17 protein-coding genes and 1 pseudogene are annotated in these 14,564 nt (G+C 73.7%); 4 read left to right on the forward strand and 14 right to left on the reverse strand.

The window, feature by feature from the left end:
• Nucleotides 1–123: 123 nt before the first annotated feature.
• From BJF79_RS42250 to BJF79_RS64265, 5 genes are all read right to left on the reverse strand, one after another.
• Nucleotides 124–2,100, reverse strand: coding sequence for a phosphopantetheine-binding protein (locus BJF79_RS42250; RefSeq protein WP_075905888.1), 1,977 nt, complete (start codon nucleotides 2,098–2,100; stop codon nucleotides 124–126).
• A gap of 88 nt (nucleotides 2,101–2,188) precedes the next feature.
• Nucleotides 2,189–2,977, reverse strand: a complete 789-nt coding sequence (locus BJF79_RS42255; protein WP_075905890.1) for a hypothetical protein — start codon at nucleotides 2,975–2,977, stop codon at nucleotides 2,189–2,191.
• A gap of 223 nt (nucleotides 2,978–3,200) precedes the next feature.
• On the reverse strand, nucleotides 3,201–3,710 hold the full coding sequence (locus BJF79_RS42260; protein ID WP_075905892.1) for a SigE family RNA polymerase sigma factor: 510 nt from the start codon (nucleotides 3,708–3,710) through the stop codon (nucleotides 3,201–3,203).
• A gap of 26 nt (nucleotides 3,711–3,736) precedes the next feature.
• Complete coding sequence (locus tag BJF79_RS64260) at nucleotides 3,737–4,438, reverse strand: MFS transporter (protein WP_410050215.1); 702 nt, start codon at nucleotides 4,436–4,438, stop codon at nucleotides 3,737–3,739.
• The gene (locus tag BJF79_RS64265; protein WP_262403409.1) at nucleotides 4,336–5,091 is read right to left on the reverse strand and encodes an MFS transporter; all 756 of its coding nucleotides are present in this window, start codon (nucleotides 5,089–5,091) and stop codon (nucleotides 4,336–4,338) included. The genes BJF79_RS64260 and BJF79_RS64265 overlap by 103 nt, the downstream gene beginning before the upstream one ends.
• Nucleotides 5,092–5,309: 218 nt before the next feature.
• On the opposite strand from BJF79_RS64265, the pseudogene BJF79_RS42270 reads away from it, so the two are divergent.
• Nucleotides 5,310–5,810 (forward strand): annotated as a pseudogene (locus BJF79_RS42270) (TetR/AcrR family transcriptional regulator); the annotation flags it as partial.
• Nucleotides 5,811–5,890: 80 nt separating this feature from the next.
• Here the strand turns inward: BJF79_RS42270 and BJF79_RS64270 are convergent.
• Both BJF79_RS64270 and BJF79_RS42280 read right to left on the reverse strand, forming a co-directional pair.
• Nucleotides 5,891–6,304 carry an AsnC family transcriptional regulator gene (locus BJF79_RS64270; protein WP_262403410.1) on the reverse strand — a complete coding sequence of 138 codons (414 nt, stop codon included), beginning with the start codon at nucleotides 6,302–6,304 and terminating at the stop codon, nucleotides 5,891–5,893.
• 60 nt (nucleotides 6,305–6,364) lie between these two features.
• The gene (locus tag BJF79_RS42280; RefSeq protein ID WP_143220858.1) at nucleotides 6,365–7,000 is read right to left on the reverse strand and encodes a hypothetical protein; all 636 of its coding nucleotides are present in this window, start codon (nucleotides 6,998–7,000) and stop codon (nucleotides 6,365–6,367) included.
• Nucleotides 7,001–7,045: 45 nt separating this feature from the next.
• On the opposite strand from BJF79_RS42280, the gene BJF79_RS42285 reads away from it, so the two are divergent.
• A complete protein-coding gene (locus BJF79_RS42285; protein WP_143220859.1) occupies nucleotides 7,046–8,401 on the forward strand; it encodes a hypothetical protein in 1,356 nt (451 codons plus the stop codon).
• Here BJF79_RS42285 and BJF79_RS42290 read toward each other — a convergent pair.
• The 6 genes from BJF79_RS42290 to BJF79_RS42310 are packed head-to-tail and all read right to left on the reverse strand — an operon-like array spanning nucleotide 8,324 to nucleotide 11,674.
• Nucleotides 8,324–9,676 (reverse strand): hypothetical protein, encoded by a 1,353-nt coding sequence (locus BJF79_RS42290; protein WP_075905898.1) that lies wholly within the window; start codon nucleotides 9,674–9,676, stop codon nucleotides 8,324–8,326. The genes BJF79_RS42285 and BJF79_RS42290 overlap by 78 nt on opposite strands.
• Nucleotides 9,673–9,807 (reverse strand): hypothetical protein, encoded by a 135-nt coding sequence (locus tag BJF79_RS64275; RefSeq protein ID WP_262403411.1) that lies wholly within the window; start codon nucleotides 9,805–9,807, stop codon nucleotides 9,673–9,675. Before BJF79_RS64275 ends, BJF79_RS42290 begins: the two co-directional genes overlap by 4 nt.
• 9 nt (nucleotides 9,808–9,816) lie before the next feature.
• Nucleotides 9,817–10,566, reverse strand: a complete 750-nt coding sequence (locus BJF79_RS42295; protein WP_075905900.1) for a tRNA(His) guanylyltransferase Thg1 family protein — start codon at nucleotides 10,564–10,566, stop codon at nucleotides 9,817–9,819.
• Nucleotides 10,547–11,029 (reverse strand): ATP-binding protein, encoded by a 483-nt coding sequence (locus BJF79_RS42300; protein WP_075905902.1) that lies wholly within the window; start codon nucleotides 11,027–11,029, stop codon nucleotides 10,547–10,549. Before BJF79_RS42300 ends, BJF79_RS42295 begins: the two co-directional genes overlap by 20 nt.
• 25 nt (nucleotides 11,030–11,054) lie before the next feature.
• Complete coding sequence (locus tag BJF79_RS42305; RefSeq protein ID WP_187357140.1) at nucleotides 11,055–11,294, reverse strand: hypothetical protein; 240 nt, start codon at nucleotides 11,292–11,294, stop codon at nucleotides 11,055–11,057.
• Nucleotides 11,291–11,674, reverse strand: coding sequence for a hypothetical protein (locus BJF79_RS42310; RefSeq protein WP_075905904.1), 384 nt, complete (start codon nucleotides 11,672–11,674; stop codon nucleotides 11,291–11,293). The genes BJF79_RS42305 and BJF79_RS42310 overlap by 4 nt, the downstream gene beginning before the upstream one ends.
• Before the next feature lie 206 nt (nucleotides 11,675–11,880).
• Here BJF79_RS42310 and BJF79_RS64280 point away from each other — a divergent pair, with 206 nt between their 5' ends.
• On the forward strand, nucleotides 11,881–12,996 hold the full coding sequence (locus BJF79_RS64280) for a BCCT family transporter (RefSeq protein ID WP_262403412.1): 1,116 nt from the start codon (nucleotides 11,881–11,883) through the stop codon (nucleotides 12,994–12,996).
• Entirely contained in the window at nucleotides 12,915–13,598 is a 684-nt protein-coding gene (locus BJF79_RS64285) for a BCCT family transporter (RefSeq protein ID WP_262403415.1), read from the forward strand. The genes BJF79_RS64280 and BJF79_RS64285 overlap by 82 nt, the downstream gene beginning before the upstream one ends.
• A gap of 109 nt (nucleotides 13,599–13,707) precedes the next feature.
• Here the strand turns inward: BJF79_RS64285 and BJF79_RS42320 are convergent, their stop codons facing one another.
• Complete coding sequence (locus BJF79_RS42320) at nucleotides 13,708–14,529, reverse strand: oxygenase MpaB family protein (RefSeq protein WP_075905906.1); 822 nt, start codon at nucleotides 14,527–14,529, stop codon at nucleotides 13,708–13,710.
• Between the last annotated feature and the right edge of the window lie 35 nt (nucleotides 14,530–14,564).

Raw genomic sequence — 14,564 nt, forward strand, 5'->3', positions numbered from 1 at the left:
GCACGCCCAGGTCGCGGCCCGGCCGGGGTCGCGGCCGCCGATGCGGAGTTCGCCCAGCCCGGCGAGCCGCCGCGCGCGGCGCGGCTGACCGCGCCCGCGCCGCCGAGGACGCCGCCCGGACCGTCACGCGGCGTCCGTCCGGGCGCGGACGGACGCGGCGAGGCCCGCGACGGTCGGGGCGTCGAGGAACTCGCGGACGGTCGGCACCGGGCCGTCGCCCGCGAGCCGGGCGAGGGCGCGGACGGCGAGGAGGGAGTCGCCGCCGAGGGCGAAGAACGTGGTCGCGCGGTCCAGGACGGGGACGCCGAGGACGTCCTCCCACAGCGCGCAGATCCGCTGTTCGAGGTCGTCGCGGGGCGGGCCGCCGGCCGCCTCCGCCGCGCCCTCGGGCAGCCGGTCGAGGGTGCGGCCGGAGGCGGGCCCGGGGTCGCGGGCGGACGGCAGGTCGACGGGCTCGTCCCAGCCGGGGCCGTCGGCGAGGGCTCCGATGAGCGCGTGCAGCCCGGCGAAGGCCGTGTCGACCTCGGCGGGGTCGAACAGCTCGTCCACCAGGGAGAACACGGCGGCCATCTCGCCGTGCAGCTCGTAGAAGCGGGCTTCGAGGGCGACCTGCGGGGTGCGGAGCTGGTGGTGGTAGTCGGCGAAGTCGAGGTCGCCGAGCGGCCCGGCCGACTCGACCTGCTCCGCGCCGACGGCCGCGTCCATCCCGAGGGTGCTCTGGAACACGACGGGTCCGACCGGACGGGTCGTCCCGCGCCGCCGCGCCAGCTCCCGCGACACCTCCACGCCGGAGATCAGGTTGTGCGCGGCGGCCTCGGTGAGGGTGCGCTGCGCGGCGCGGGCGAGGTCGGCGAACGGGCGGCCGGGCTCGGGCTCGACGGGCAGCAGCATCGTGGCGGCGAACGCGCCGAACACCCGGTGGACGTCCGGGTGCAGCGGCAGCCGGTTGAGCTGCAGGGAGTTCAGCAGCATCCGGCGGTGCCCGCCCCACCGGGCGAGGACGACGGCGAACGCGGCGAGCATCGCGGCGGACGGGGTGACGTCGCGGGCGGTGCAGTGCTCGCGCAGCGCCGCCCAGCGGGACGCCGGCAGGTGCGCCGACCGGGTGCCCATCAGGGTCGGCCGGACGTCGCGGGGGTCGGCGCGCAGCGGGAGCGCGGGGGCGCCCGGGACGTCGTCGAGGGCCGCCCACCACCAGTCGCGGTCGGCGGCCCAGGCGGGGGTGTCGCGCAGCCGGTCCTGCGCGGTCACGTAGTCGCCGAAGTCGACTTCGAGGGGCGCGGGGACCGCGTTCCAGTCGGCGGCGAGGGCGAGCAGCTCGCGGTTGAGGAGCGTCGCCGACCAGCCGTCCAGGGTCAGCAGGCTCATCGCGGTGTGCAGCCGCCCCCGGCCGCCGGGCAGCAGGCTCAGCCGGACGTCGACGCCGGGGCCGTGCTGCGGGTCGGGCCCGGCGGTGCTCATCTCGTCGCGGAGGGCGGCGAGCGTGTCCCGCACCGTCGCGCCGTCCGCGTCCCGCAGGTCGTAGAGGCGCGGGACGGGGACGGCGCCGGGCTCGTCCGGGTGCAGGACGCGCTGGGTGCCGTCCGGCAGGACGCGCGCCCGCAGCATCGGCTGGTGGACGGCGAGCCGCCGCAGCGCGTCTTCGAGCGCCTCGGCGGCCTCGTCGCCGTCCATGCCGGTGAGGGCGACGTCGGCGTAGAAGTGCGCCGAGTCGTACGACAGCTCCCAGGCGCCCTGCTGGCCGATGAAGTAGCCCTGCTGGAGCGGCATCAGCGGGAACGGGGCGCCCGGGTCGGCGCGCCGCTCGATGTCGACTGGCAGTGCCCGCGCCGTGCCGCCGGTGCGCCGCCGCACGAGGTCGGCGAGGCCGTCGAGGGTGATCTCCACGGTGACGTCCGCCAGCGCCAGCTCGACGGCCAGCCTGCTGCGGACCAGCGCCGACAGCCGGACGGTCAAGACGGAGTCGCCGCCGAGCCGCACGAAACTCACGTCGGGTGGGACGTCGTCCGGTTCGAGATCGAGGAGCTCGCCCCAGATCGCCGCCAGCTCCGCCGTGACCGACTCCGTGACCGACTCCGTGCCGTCGACCGTGGATCGCATCGCCCACCCCCACGTGAATGAAAACCGTTATCGAAATCATTGCATGGCGGGCATACCGGACGGAACCCCGGGGATCATCGGCGTCCGGTCAGCGGGCGAAGACCTCCAGCCGCCACGTCCCGTCCGGCCGCACGCCCTCCATCGCCTTCGCGACGGCCCCGGCGCCCGTGGACGCGGGCGCGCCCGCCTCGGCCGGGAGCACGGCGACGTCCACCTCCGTCCGCTCACCGGGCACGACCCGGTGGTCCCAGACGACGCCGCGGAACTCGGCCACCTCGCAGTCGACGGGGGCGGGACGCCCGCCGGACTTCACGACCACGACGGCCGCACCGTCCAGGCACGTCACCCGCAGCCGCACCGTCTCGCCCGTCGGGACGAACGAGACCGTGCGGACGCGTCCGTCCCCCGTGCCCTTCGCCTCCGCCAGCCGCTCCAGGCCCTTCACGGGCAGGACATCGTCGTTCTCGGGCAGCCCGTAGCAGGTCTGGATCTCGCACTTCCCGCTGTAGATCCGGACGCTCCACCGGCCGGGCGCCGCCGAGTGCGAGTCGACGTACCGGTCGAGTTCGGCTGCCGTCCGCGGCTCGACGTCCCGGGGAACCACGACCGCCCGGTACGTCACCGCGCCGCCGCCCTCGTCGTTCTGCCGGTAGCTCTCGAAGCTGCCGTTCTCATCGCAGCCACCGCCCGAAAGCGTCCCGTCCGAAGACACCTGGTACACCCTGGACGGCGCCGCGCACCGGTACTCGATCACCGTGTGCGGCCCGGTCGGCGTGTAGGTGATCTCCGCCGTCCGCCCGATCGACCCGTACCGGATCTCGGCCAGCGGCTCCATCCCGTACTTGGGCTTCGAGGACGCGAACGCGTCGTTCGGCACGCCCGCGAGGACGGGCGCGTGCTCCGGCTTCGCCGGTCCCGCCCCCAGATCGGCGACGACCGGGATGATCGCCCCGGCCGCCAGGACGGCCCCCGCCGCCCCCGCCGCGAGCCGGATCCGGCGGCGCGCCGGATCGCGCGGAGCCGGTCGTGCAGGTCCGGCGGGACGCTCCCCCCGGCGGTGCGGCTCTCCATGACCTCGCGCAGGTCCTTCAGGTCTCGGCTCATCGGTCAGTCCCTCCCCGCGGCGCCGCCGCGACGATCTCCGGGTCGATACGGAGCTTGGCGAGCGCCTTGCTGGCCTGGCTCTTCACGGTCCCCACCGAGCAGCCGAGGATCTCCGCGACGCGCGCCTCCGGCAGGTCCTCGAAGTACCGCAGGACGATCACCGCGCGCTGCCCCTGCGGCAACCGGCCGAGCGCCGCCCACAGGACGGCCTTGTCGTCGGCCGCGCCGAACGCGTCCGCCCCGTCGGGCCCGTCCGGCGGCGCCTCCGTCGGACGCTCCCCGCGCCAGCGGCGCCGCGCCCACGACGCGTGCGTGTTGACGAGGATCCGGTACACGTACGGGTCGGGGTCGGCGCCGACGCGCCGCCACGCCCGCCACGCCTTGACCAGCGCGGTCTGCAGCAGATCCTCCGCCTGGCCCCAGTCGCGGCACATCAGGTAGGCGGTTCTGAGCAGCCGCGGCGACCGCTCCGCCACGTATGCCGAATAGTCCGGCCGGTCCCGCATCCGTCCTCCCGGTGGTTTCCTGCCGACTAGTACCGCCGGGACCCCGCGGATGGTTGCCCGGACCGTCCCGGGACGTCCGGTGGCGGCGGCGCGTCGCGGCGCGCGGGCAGCGCCCGGGACGCGGCCGCCACGACGCCCAGCATGACGGCCATCGCCAGGAAGGCGGCACCGTGCGTGCCGGTGGCGGCGGCGAGCACCGCGAGGCCGACCGCCCCGCCGACCTGCTTCGCGGTGTTCAGCAGGCCGGACGCGGCGCCCGCGTCCGCTCCGGCGACGCCCGCGGTGACCGTGGTGGTCAGCGGCGTGTTCAGCAGGCCGCCGCCGACCGACACCAGGACCGCCGGGCCGAGGACGTCCCCCGCGTACGTCCCGCCGCCGTCCGCCGCGACCGCGCTCTGCCACAGGAACCCCGCCGCCGCAACGGCCGAGCCCGCGGCGACGAGCACGCGGTCGTCCGCGCGCCGCATCAGCCGCGGCGTGACCTGGAGGCCGACGAGCATGGTGAGGAGCGTGTGCGGGAGGAAACCGAGCCCGGTCTCCAGCGCCGAGTAGCCGAGGCCGTCCTGCATGTAGAGGGTGAGGAAGTACCACATCGGCACCTGGAAGCAGCCGCCCGCGAGCAGCATCAGGACGTTGCCGAGCCCGATCGCGCGGGACCGGAGCAGCCGCGGCGGGACGAGCGGGTCGGCCGCGCCGCGCGTCTCGATGACGGCGAGCGCGGCGAGCAGGACGAGCGCGCCGCCGAGCGTCCCGGCCGTACCGGCGTCCGTCCAGCCCGCGGACCCGGCCCGCATGATCCCGAAGGCGAGCAGCGCGAGCCCGGCGGTGGCGACGACCGCGCCGGGGACGTCGAGCGCCGGCGGGCGCCGCCGCGCCGCCCGTCCGGGACGCGCCGGGCCAGGACGGCGGCGGCCAGCCCGACCGGCACGTTGACCAGCAGGATCCACCGCCACGACAGCGCCTCGGTGAGCAGCCCGCCGACGAGGTTCCCGGCCGCCCCGCCGACCAGGCCGACGGCCGTCCAGACGGCGAGGGCGCGGGTCCGCCGCGTCCCCTCCGGGATCGTCGTGGTGATGATCGTCAACGTGGCGGGGGCGAGGACGGCCGCGCCGATCCGCGCCGCGGCGCGCGCGGCGATCAGCGTGCCGGGCGCCGTGGCGAGGCCGCCGACCAGGCTGGGCAGGCAGAACAGCAGCAGGCCCGCCAGGAAGGTCCGGCGCGCCCCGGCGATGTCGGCGAGCCGCCCGCCGAGCAGCAGGAACCCGGCGAACGCGAGCGTGTAGGCGCCCGCGACCCACGGCAGGTCGGCGGCGGCGACGCCGAGGTCGTCCTGGACGGCGGGCAGCGCGACGTTCACCACCGAGACGTCCAGGACGACCATGAACTGCGCGGCGCACGCGAGCGCGAGGACGACCCGTCCCATCGCCACCTCCACAAACCGATGCGGTCACATTGCTTTGCTCGACTCGCAGGCTACGCGCCCGACGCGGCGCCCACAAACCTCCGCCGAGGCAAGGAAACCGGGAAGCCCTGAGGTGCCGCGCTAGACTCATAGGAGGGCAATCCGATGCGAGCGCATCGGAAAACGGGGAGAGAGTGATGGAGCGGCGCACGCGCGGGCCCGGGGTCCGGCACGAGGAGCGGCGGAACGAGATCGCCGACGCGGTCCTGGCGATCGTCGCCGAGCGCGGCCTGGCGGCGGTGTCGCTGACCGAGGTCGCGGCGCGCGCGGACGTCTCGCCCGGACGCGTCCAGCACTACTTCCCCGCCAAGCAGCGGCTCATCGAGGCCGCCTTCGACCGGGGCAACGCGCTGAGCGCCGCGCGGATCCGCGCGCGGATCGGCCGCGACCTCGCCGACGCCCCGCCCCGGGACGTCCTCACGGTCGTCCTCACCGAGCTGATCGCCCGCGACGCCGAGACGCGCGCGCACATGCGCGTCCGGCAGTCGTTCACCGCGCTGGCCCTCGCCGACGAGGCGATCGCCGCGCGCATGCGCGCCGAGTACGCGCGCTTCCACGGCGAGGTCGCCGACGTGCTGCGCCGCGGCGGCGCCGCCGACCCCGAGACCGCCGCCGTCGACCTGATCGCGCACGCCGAGGGCCTCGCCTACTACGTCCTGATCGGCGTCACCGACCCGGACGCCGAGCGCGCGCGAGCGTCGAACGGTCGGTCGCCGCCCTACCCGGGTGACGGGGCGGCGCGGCGGAGGACGCGGGCGAACGTCCCGAAGTTTCGGGGGTGCGGGTGCCCGTCGCCCGGCGCCTCCAGCACCCAGCCGTCGCTCGCGACGGCGCTGCGCGGGTGCCGCAGCACGGCCTCGACGTCGGCCTCCGCCATCGCGTGGTTGACGATCATCACGGCGGTGTCGTGCGCGGCGAGGACGGCAGGACGGCCACGGCCGGTTCGGTGCCGTCGGCCCCGCCACCACGCCCGCCCGGCATCGGTCAGCCGCCGCCAGCGGCGGCTCAGCGTCATCGGCGCCGCCCCCAGCACCGGGCCGAGCTCCGACCACGCCGCCCGCGGGTTCGCCTGCACCGCGTCGATCAGCGCGAGGTCCACCTCGTCGAGCATCGTCCCGTCGGCTCCGGCCATTGCCCCATCACAGCACCCCGCGCCTCCCGGCCGGACGGCCCGGTCGTCCCGGACGTCCGGTCAGCCGTGCGCCCCCGCGGCGCGGAGGGTCCGGTCGAGCCACTGCAGGAGCGCGATGTCGGGGCGGCAGCGACGGTTCCGTTCGGGGCGGCGGGAGGCCCGGAAGACGGACGTGCGCGTGCCGTTCGGGACGACGAGGATTTCGAGATCGACCAGCCCCCAGTACCGGACGACCTCCAGCCGTTCGTGCCCCGTGCGGTCCGGCGGGTCCAGCCGCCGCACGGTCGTCGCGGCGTCGCGGTCGAGGACGTCCCGTGCCCGCGACGGGCCTTGCAGGAGCACGCCCTGCAGGGGCGGGACGACCGGTCCCGGCTTGTGCCCGGCGTGCCAGACGGCGTGCAGGCCGTCGACCTCGCCGCGCCGCAGCCAGCCGGGGAGGGGCCCGTCGGACGTCACGAGCGCCGCCGCCCCGTCGGGCAGCGCGCCGAGGAGATCGAGGGCTTCGCCGGTGCTCATGAACCCGACGCGGAAAAGGTGCGAATCCTCGATGTAGTTGTGCTGGGCGACCGCGAATTCGTCGATGTCCCATTTCAGCCGGGAAATCCACGTTCGCGAACTCGATCCCCAGCGCCAACTCCGCGCCCCCAGGTGCGACTTGTCGTAGACGTCCTCTACGCTCCTGCGAACATGTCGCAATGGACCCCCCGCACGCAAAAGGTTTTATGGACCACCGCCGCCGTGGTGAGCGCGGCACCGCTCGTCCTGGCCTTGGGCTACTCGCTGTTCGGCGGACCGTCCGTGAAGGTCGGCATGGGCATCATTCCCACAGGGCAATGCCAGGGCTGGATGCGGCAAACCGACCTGTGGTCCGTGCCCGGGTACACACTCCTCCAGGGACGGCCGTGGGCGATCGTCCTGCCGGCGTTCCTCGTGTGGCTGCTCGTCAAGCGGCGCGCGGTCGGCTGGACGACCGTCGCGCTCCTGACCCCGCTCCTCCTCGCCGAACCGGCGTTGTTCGCCTACGACGTCGCGAGGTGGGGGCGAACGTGCGTGGAGCTCTGGTACACGTTCGGCGCGGGCGAGGTCTTCTGGCAGGTGTACGACCTGCTGCCGCTCGCGCTCGTCCTCGCGGCGACGTACCGTCCGGGGCCGGTCGTGGTCCGGACGGCCGCCGCGCTCGCCGTCACGGTGCCGCTGTTCGCCGCCGCCGGTGACCGGGGCGCCCCGGTCCCGCTGTCGAGTCCGGAGGCGTGCAAGGACGCCGCAAACCTCTTCCGGAGAGATGACGACATATCGGCGCGGTCCGTCGAAAACATGCCGGAACGCGAAAGGAAGCTCGCCTACCTGTGCGCGATGCGTGACTACAACAGCCTGTATCCCGGGTCGCCTCCCCGACGCGCATTCCCCGACCAACCATCCGATGCGATCCTCTTGGACGATGGACGCCGCGCCTGCGACGGCGAGCGGCGAACCCGGATACGGCCCGCCCGGCAGCCGTCATTGCAGGTTTACGTTTACCTGTGCCCGAAGGTCGCGGCTGCTCAGCAGGCGGAGATGCAGCGCGCGCAGGCGAAGGCCACCGCGGAGTCCGAACGGGTAGAGGCGAAGATCGAGGCGTTCTGCGAACGTAAAGTGCCGGACGCCGACGTCCGTCCCGTTCGGGAGTACACCAGGGTCCTCTGGGGCGGCCTCATGCGCGCCTACAGCGTGGGCGAACTCGCCGAAGGGTCGCCGTACGACGAAGGGGTTCCGGACGAGCTGGTCGTCGCGGACGGCGGAGCCGCGCTCGTCACGACCGACACCGAGGACCGCGTCTGCCTGACCGTCCGGGCGTACCGGCGGGAACCGCCGCCCGCGCTCGGCGGCTGGGACCACGTCGTCGAGGTCGGCTTCGACAGCCCGGACGGGAAGACGACGATCGAGCAGATCGACTCGCCGCCCGGCTTCCCGGCCGTCACCGCCGCGGGCGACGGGCACTACCGGCTGCGCCTGCACGTGTCCGGACGCGACGAGGCCGACTCATGGCCGTACCCCGCCGAGCGGCATCTCCTCGTCGTCTTCCCCGGGCGTTCCGAGAAGACGGAAGTCCTCAAGTAGCCCGCGCATCAGGACGGCGTCCACCAGTTCGGCCGCGGCCCCGGCCGGGTCGGCGGCTCCGCCGACGACCCCGTCCCAGCGGTCGGCGGCGGTCGCGACCTGCTCTCGGAACGCGTCCTCCGTCGGGGTGAGCGCGATGGCGACGGAGTACAGGGGGCGCAGCCAGTCGGACGGCGCGTGGGTCTCGGTGACGGTGACCGCCCACCCGTCCCCGTCCGGAGCGCAGGTCAGCGACAGGACCTCCGTCCCGAACGCGTAGCCGAGCCTGCGCGTGACGGGCGTGCCCGACGTCCACCCGTGCACGTCCGCGTCGATCTCGCCGGTGACGGCGCCGAGCGCCTCCCAGCCCTCGGGGCCCCGGCTCGCGTACTCGACCCGGACGGACGCGCCGCGCGACTCGAACGAGCCGGTGCGGGCGCCGTCGTCCGTCCGGAACTCGACGCGGACCCGGTCGGCGTCCCACGCGGCGACCGTCGCCTCGACCGGGTCCCGGTGGGCCTTCGCCAGGTGGTAGCGGGCGCCGCGCGCGAGGTGCTTCCCGGCGGCGAGCCGGACGTCCTTCGTCGCGGAGCCGTCGTGCACGAGCCGTCCGCGCTTGAAGTCGAGCCCCTCGACCGCCGCGCGCAGGCCCGCGACGAACGCGTCCGTCCACTCCCGGTCGACGGCCCGCACGGCGACCGTGTGACGCGCGACGAGGGGCGCGTGCAGGTCGTGTTCGTCCAGGGTCGGGACGACCTTGTTCCAGCGGGCGGCGAACCCGTCCACGCCTTCGGCGAACCCGGTCCGGAGCTTCCGCCGGGCGATCAGCAGCCCCACCGCCGCGAACGGGCGCAGGACGCCGCGTCCTCGCCCGCCCCCGGCCACCCGCGCCTTCCACTCCCCGCGCTGCCGGCCCTTCGGCTCGACCCGCCCGCTCGCCGCCCCCAGCCGGTGCACGACCCGGAGCGAGATCTCCGGCGCGCCCGTCCAGTCCCCGAACCGGACCTCGCCCTCCCAGGTCGCGCGCCGCAGCGACCGCAGGCGCCCTTTCGTCGCCCGGTAGCCGCCCGTGACGCGGACCGACCGGACGCGGCGTCCGGTCAGGTCGGCGTGCAGCGACACCGTCGCGGCGTGCCCGTCGCGCTCGAACGTCCCCTCCAGTCGGATCCGGCGGGCGCGGTCCCACGAGCCGACGGTGATCTCCGCGACTCCCCCATCGTCTCCGGGGAACTCCACCCGGTACCGGGACCCGGCGACCAGGTGCCGCCCCTGGACGAGCCGCGCGTGCGGGATCACGGCGTCGCCGACGTGCAGCCCGTCGCCGCCGATCGCGAGGCCTCGGCAGCGTCGAGGATCGGCCGTACGACCTCGTCGAGCAACGCCTCGGGAAACACGGCAAGCCGGACATCACGCCGAAGATGCACCATGTCGCTTCCTTACCGCATCAGCAGCTCGCGGACAAAGGTCCGGTACTCGTCCCGCATGGGCAGTTCGCGCCCGACGCGCACGCGCCGCCGCGTCGCCGTCACCGGGACGTCCGTGACCGGGTCGTGCCCGGCCTTCTCGAACGTCTCCCACCACAGCCCGACCCCGCGACGCTGCCAGGCGGGAACGTCGTTGAAGTTGATCCCGCGGGCGAACAGCAGCTCGTTCTTGTCCGACACGGACGTCCGGTGCATCTCGCGCGTGGCCTGCCGGGGGCTGCGCCCCTCCTTCCGGAGCGTCCAGTAGGTCCACCCGTTGAGCGCGCACCGCGCCGCGTCGGCCTGCCGCCACGACAGGTAGTCGACGGCCTCGTCCACGTTCGTGCCGGTCCAGACCCGGGAGTCGAACACGGCGGGCTCCCCGGCGGCGTGCGTGAACGCGGCCGTGGCGATGCCCGCCGACAGCGACACGAGCTTCTCGACCTTGCGCCCGAACATCTCGTGCGCGGGGTCGAGCACGACGGAGATCTCGTCGCTCTCGGTGTAGGCGTACCGGCCGCCGAGCTCGGTCAGCAGCGCCTCCGCCGCACCCGCCATCAGCTCGGAGAACCGCGGGTCGAAGGGCTTGTCGAAGCGCGTCTCGGTGTACTTGGAGAAGGCCCGGCCGTCGACCCGCACGATCGCCCACGCGCCCGGATGCAGGGTCAGCGAGTGGAACCGCTCGCGGTCGCGCATCCGCGTCTCAAGGTCGTCGTTCCGCATCGGCCCCGCCTTCCAGGGACGCGACGGCGAACCCGCCGCGCCCGTCCGGCCGCACCGTCCACAGCTCGTCGAACCCGTCGCCGGGTCCCGGACGGCGCAGCCGCTTGAGCGTCGCATACACGCCGACGTCCGGCACCCGCATTTCCGGCGGGCGCAGCGCGTTGCGCCGCATCGACAGCGCGACGTCCGGCGGGAACCAGTACGCGACGGTCCGCGCCCCGAACCGCCGCGCGACCTCGACGAGCGGCGCCCACTCGTCCGGCGACGGGTTGGTGTTGTCGACGGCGACGTCCCGTCCGGCCTCCAGCGCCTCGGCGACGAGCCGCAGCTGCCGCGCCTGCTTGCGGCGCGCCTTGGGGAACAGGTCCTTGCTCACGTGGACGTGCGTCGCCGCGAGCCGCGCCCGGTAGAACGTCGTCTTCCCGGAAGCCTGCAACCCCACGAACACCGCGACCTCGCTCACCCCCCAAGGATGCCCGCCCGGCGGTTCAGTCGCGGGTGCCGATCGCGTCGACCGGCGCGGGGCGCATCGCGAACCGGGTGGCGACCGTGATCGCGCCCCGGGCGAGCACGATGGTGACCGCCACGATCGCGAGAAGGCCGACGACGGAAACGGTGGGGACGGGCGACCTCGTCAGCGCGCGGCTCATCCCGATCAGCGGCGGGATCGTCGCCAGCAGGCCGAACAGCAGCGCCGAGAACACGACGATCCGGGCCTCGCCGTTCATTTCTCGGTGAGCCGCTCGCGGGCCGACGGCGCGAGCACCGCCAGGCACAGCCGCGCGTGCAGCCGCGCCAGCACCGGAAGCGCCCACCACAGCGGCAGCGCGACCGCGGCGACCAGGACGTTGCCCAGGCACAGCAGGGCGGCCAGCCCGAACGGGAACCCGACCGCGACGTGCGCGAGCGCCCAGGCGGGGACCCGCCGCCCGACCCGCCGTCCGTCCGGCGGCACGCCGAGCAGCCTGCCGGCCCGCCGACGGTGCAGGTCGGCCCAGCGCCGCGCCGCCGTCGGCACGAACAGCACCGGCAGCGCGAGCACCGTGGCCACGGCGGTGGCCAGCGTGCCCAGCAGGTAGGCCGAGCCGGAGAGCGCACGGTCACGCATGCGGCGTCTCCTCCTGCCCGTCGTGGTGCCGGTGTGGAGATCATTGTCCGCCGCCGACCTCCGCCGGGCACTACAGCGGGCTGTAGTAGACGCCCGCACCGCACGCCGTGGGACGGGTTCGAGGAGCCTGACCTCGCGGGCGGGAACGTTTTACCAACGCGTTCAAGTGAGAACGTAGATTCTCGGGAAAAGCCAGGGGCATGGAGATGACCGATCACGGGACCGATCGAGGACCGGATCCCGGGGCACCGCCGGGCTCCGGCGAGGGCCGCCCCCGGACCGACTGGGTCGTTTACGGCGTCAGCGCGGCCGTGGCGCTGGCGTTCGTCGTCTGGGGAGTCGCCTGGACCGACAACCTGAGCGACGTCTCGCAGCGCGTGCTCGACTGGCTGCTGGCGAACATCGGCTGGCTGTTCGTCCTCGCCGCGACCGGGTTCGTGGTGTTCTCGCTCTGGCTGGCGGTCAGCAAGTACGGGCGGATCCCGCTCGGCGGCGACGACGACGAACCCGAGTTCCGCACCGTCTCATGGGTCGCGATGATGTTCAGCGCGGGCATGGGGATCGGCCTGATGTTCTTCGGCATGGCGGAGCCGCTCACCTACTTCGTCGACCCGCCCCCCGGCACGGACCCGGCGCAGAGCGAGGCCGCCATCGAGACGGCGATGGCCACCACCCTCTTCCACTGGTCGCTTCATCCGTGGTCGATCTACGCGGTGCTGGGCCTCGCCATCGGGTACGGGCACTACCGGCGCGGCCGCAAGCAGCTCGTCAGCTCGGCGTTCGCGCCGCTGTTCCCGAAGGGACGCGGCGAGGGCACCGGCGGCAAGATCATCGACATTCTGGCGCTGTTCGCGACGCTGTTCGGCTCGGCGGCGTCGCTGGGGCTCGGCGCGCTGCAGATCCAGTCGGGCATGCAGGAGGCGGGCTGGATCGAGTCGCTCAGCAAGACGGTGCTCGTGCTGATCATCGTGGTGCTGACGATCTGCTTCATCCTGTCCGCGGTGTCGGGCGTCGCCAAGGGCGTCCAGTGGCTGTCCAACATCAACATGGTGCTGGCGGTGATCCTGGCGTTCTTCGTCTTCGTCGTCGGCCCGACCGTGTTCATGCTGGAGCTCATCCCGACGTCGGTCGGCATCTACATCCAGGACTTCGGGCAGATGGCGTCCCGGTCGGGCGCACCGGCGGCGAAGAGATGCAGGAGTTCCTCTCCACCTGGACCATCTTCTACTGGGCGTGGTGGATCTCCTGGTCGCCGTTCGTCGGGATGTTCCTCGCCCGGATCAGCCGCGGCCGGACGATCCGGCAGTTCGTCGCCGGGGTGATCGTGGTGCCGAGCGCGGTCAGCCTGCTCTGGTTCTCGATCTTCGGCGGGGTCGCGATCCGGGACCAGCAGAACGGCAACAACCCCTACGGCAGCGGCGACGCCGAGCAGATCACGTTCAACGTGCTGAAGGACCTGCCGTGGGCGGGCGTCACCGCGGTCATCGTGATGATCCTGGTGGCGATCTTCTTCGTGGCGGGCGCCGACGTGTCGTCCATCGTCATGGGCACGCTGTCGCAGCGCGGCTCGGTCCATCCCTCCCGCTGGATCGTGATCTTCTGGGGCGCGGTGACCGGCGCCGTCGCGGCGATCATGCTGGTGATCGGCGGCGACAAAGCCTTGCAGGGCATCCAGAACATCACGTTCATCGGGGCGCTGCCGTTCACGATCGTGCTGATCGTCCTGTGCGTCGCCCTCGCGAAGGACCTGCGGGACGATCCGATGATGCGGCGGCAGCGCAAGGGCGAGGAGGTCCTCGAAGGGGCCGTCGTCACGGGCGTCCGCGAGCACCAGGGCGACTTCGAACTGGCGACCCGTCCGGCGGGCAACGGCAACGGCGACGACGAGGACGCGAGCAAACGGCCCGGCATCCGCAAGAGCTGAACGTCGACGATCTCCGCGCGTTCTTCGCGTCCGTCCGTTGAGAAGAGGACCCGCGGCGTCCGGCGGGCGCGGTTGCCGGACGCCGCGGGTCCCCGGCTTTCGGGGGCGGTCAGACGATCGCGACGCCGCCCTTGATGCGGCGGCGCACGTCCCAGAGGTAGACGTTGAACGGGAACTCGCGGGCCGGGCGCGGCAGGGCGCGGTTGACCCGGCCGAGGACGCGCATCAGCCGGTCGAAGCGGGCCTGGTCGCGGGCCGTCCAGCGGGCGCCGAGCTCGTCGCGGAACGGCTGCGGCAGGAAGCCGACCGTCAGGAAGCGGTTCACGCCGCCGAACAGCTGCGGGACGGGCGCGGGCATGAACTTCATCTCGGTGAGGTCGCGCAGGTAGCCGCGGGTGAGGTCGTCCATCTCGATCTCCGCCAGCGAGGCGTCCCAGTACTTCTGGAACGCCTCCCGGTCGGCGGGCCACATGTCCTCGGTCATCTGCAGGGTGGTGCCGAAGCGGGCGCCGTACCGGTAGAGGATCTCGCGCTGCTCCCCGGTCGGCTCCCCGTACAGAATGCGGTAGATGTCCTCGGTGCCCATGTAGAGGCACGCCGCGACCCAGAGCTGCAGCTCGCGGTTGAACGCGTTGTACGCCACCGGCTCCTTCGCGTTGACGTGCCGGTGGGAGCGGTTGACCTCGCGGCGCATCGCCGCCCGCTCGTCCTCGCCGCCGAGCATGGCGACGGAGATGTAGCTGAGCGTGGTGCGGGCCCGCTTGATCGGGTGCTTGTCGATCCGGCCGCTGTCGACCGTGCTCTTGGCGACGCCATGCCCCACCGGCAGGCGGGAGAGCTGCATGACGACGTTCGCGGCGGCCGCCGCGAGCGCCAGCCCGCTGATGGCGTCTGCGACGACCTTCGGCGGCTGCTCCTGAGTCACGGTCATACGGAGGGCCTCACTTCCCGGGGGAACGAAAGCGC

This window comes from Actinomadura sp. CNU-125, from assembly GCF_001942465.1.
Lineage (GTDB): Bacteria > Actinomycetota > Actinomycetes > Streptosporangiales > Streptosporangiaceae > Spirillospora.

Bases quoted from the DNA above. Each gene is read 5' to 3' on its own strand.
- BJF79_RS42250 (WP_075905888.1), bottom strand. From the start codon at position 2,100: ATGCGATCCACGGTCGACGGCACGGAGTCGGTCACGGAGTCGGTCACG.
- BJF79_RS42260 (WP_075905892.1), bottom strand. From the start codon at position 3,710: ATGCGGGACCGGCCGGACTATTCGGCATACGTGGCGGAGCGGTCGCCG.
- BJF79_RS64265 (WP_262403409.1), bottom strand. From the start codon at position 5,091: ATGGTCGTCCTGGACGTCTCGGTGGTGAACGTCGCGCTGCCCGCCGTC.
- BJF79_RS64270 (WP_262403410.1), bottom strand. From the start codon at position 6,304: ATGGCCGGAGCCGACGGGACGATGCTCGACGAGGTGGACCTCGCGCTG.
- BJF79_RS64275 (WP_262403411.1), bottom strand. From the start codon at position 9,807: ATGGTGCATCTTCGGCGTGATGTCCGGCTTGCCGTGTTTCCCGAGGCG.
- BJF79_RS42295 (WP_075905900.1), bottom strand. From the start codon at position 10,566: ATGCGGAACGACGACCTTGAGACGCGGATGCGCGACCGCGAGCGGTTC.
- BJF79_RS42305 (WP_187357140.1), bottom strand. From the start codon at position 11,294: ATGAACGGCGAGGCCCGGATCGTCGTGTTCTCGGCGCTGCTGTTCGGC.
- BJF79_RS42310 (WP_075905904.1), bottom strand. From the start codon at position 11,674: ATGCGTGACCGTGCGCTCTCCGGCTCGGCCTACCTGCTGGGCACGCTG.
- BJF79_RS64280 (WP_262403412.1), top strand. From the start codon at position 11,881: ATGACCGATCACGGGACCGATCGAGGACCGGATCCCGGGGCACCGCCG.
- BJF79_RS42320 (WP_075905906.1), bottom strand. From the start codon at position 14,529: ATGACCGTGACTCAGGAGCAGCCGCCGAAGGTCGTCGCAGACGCCATC.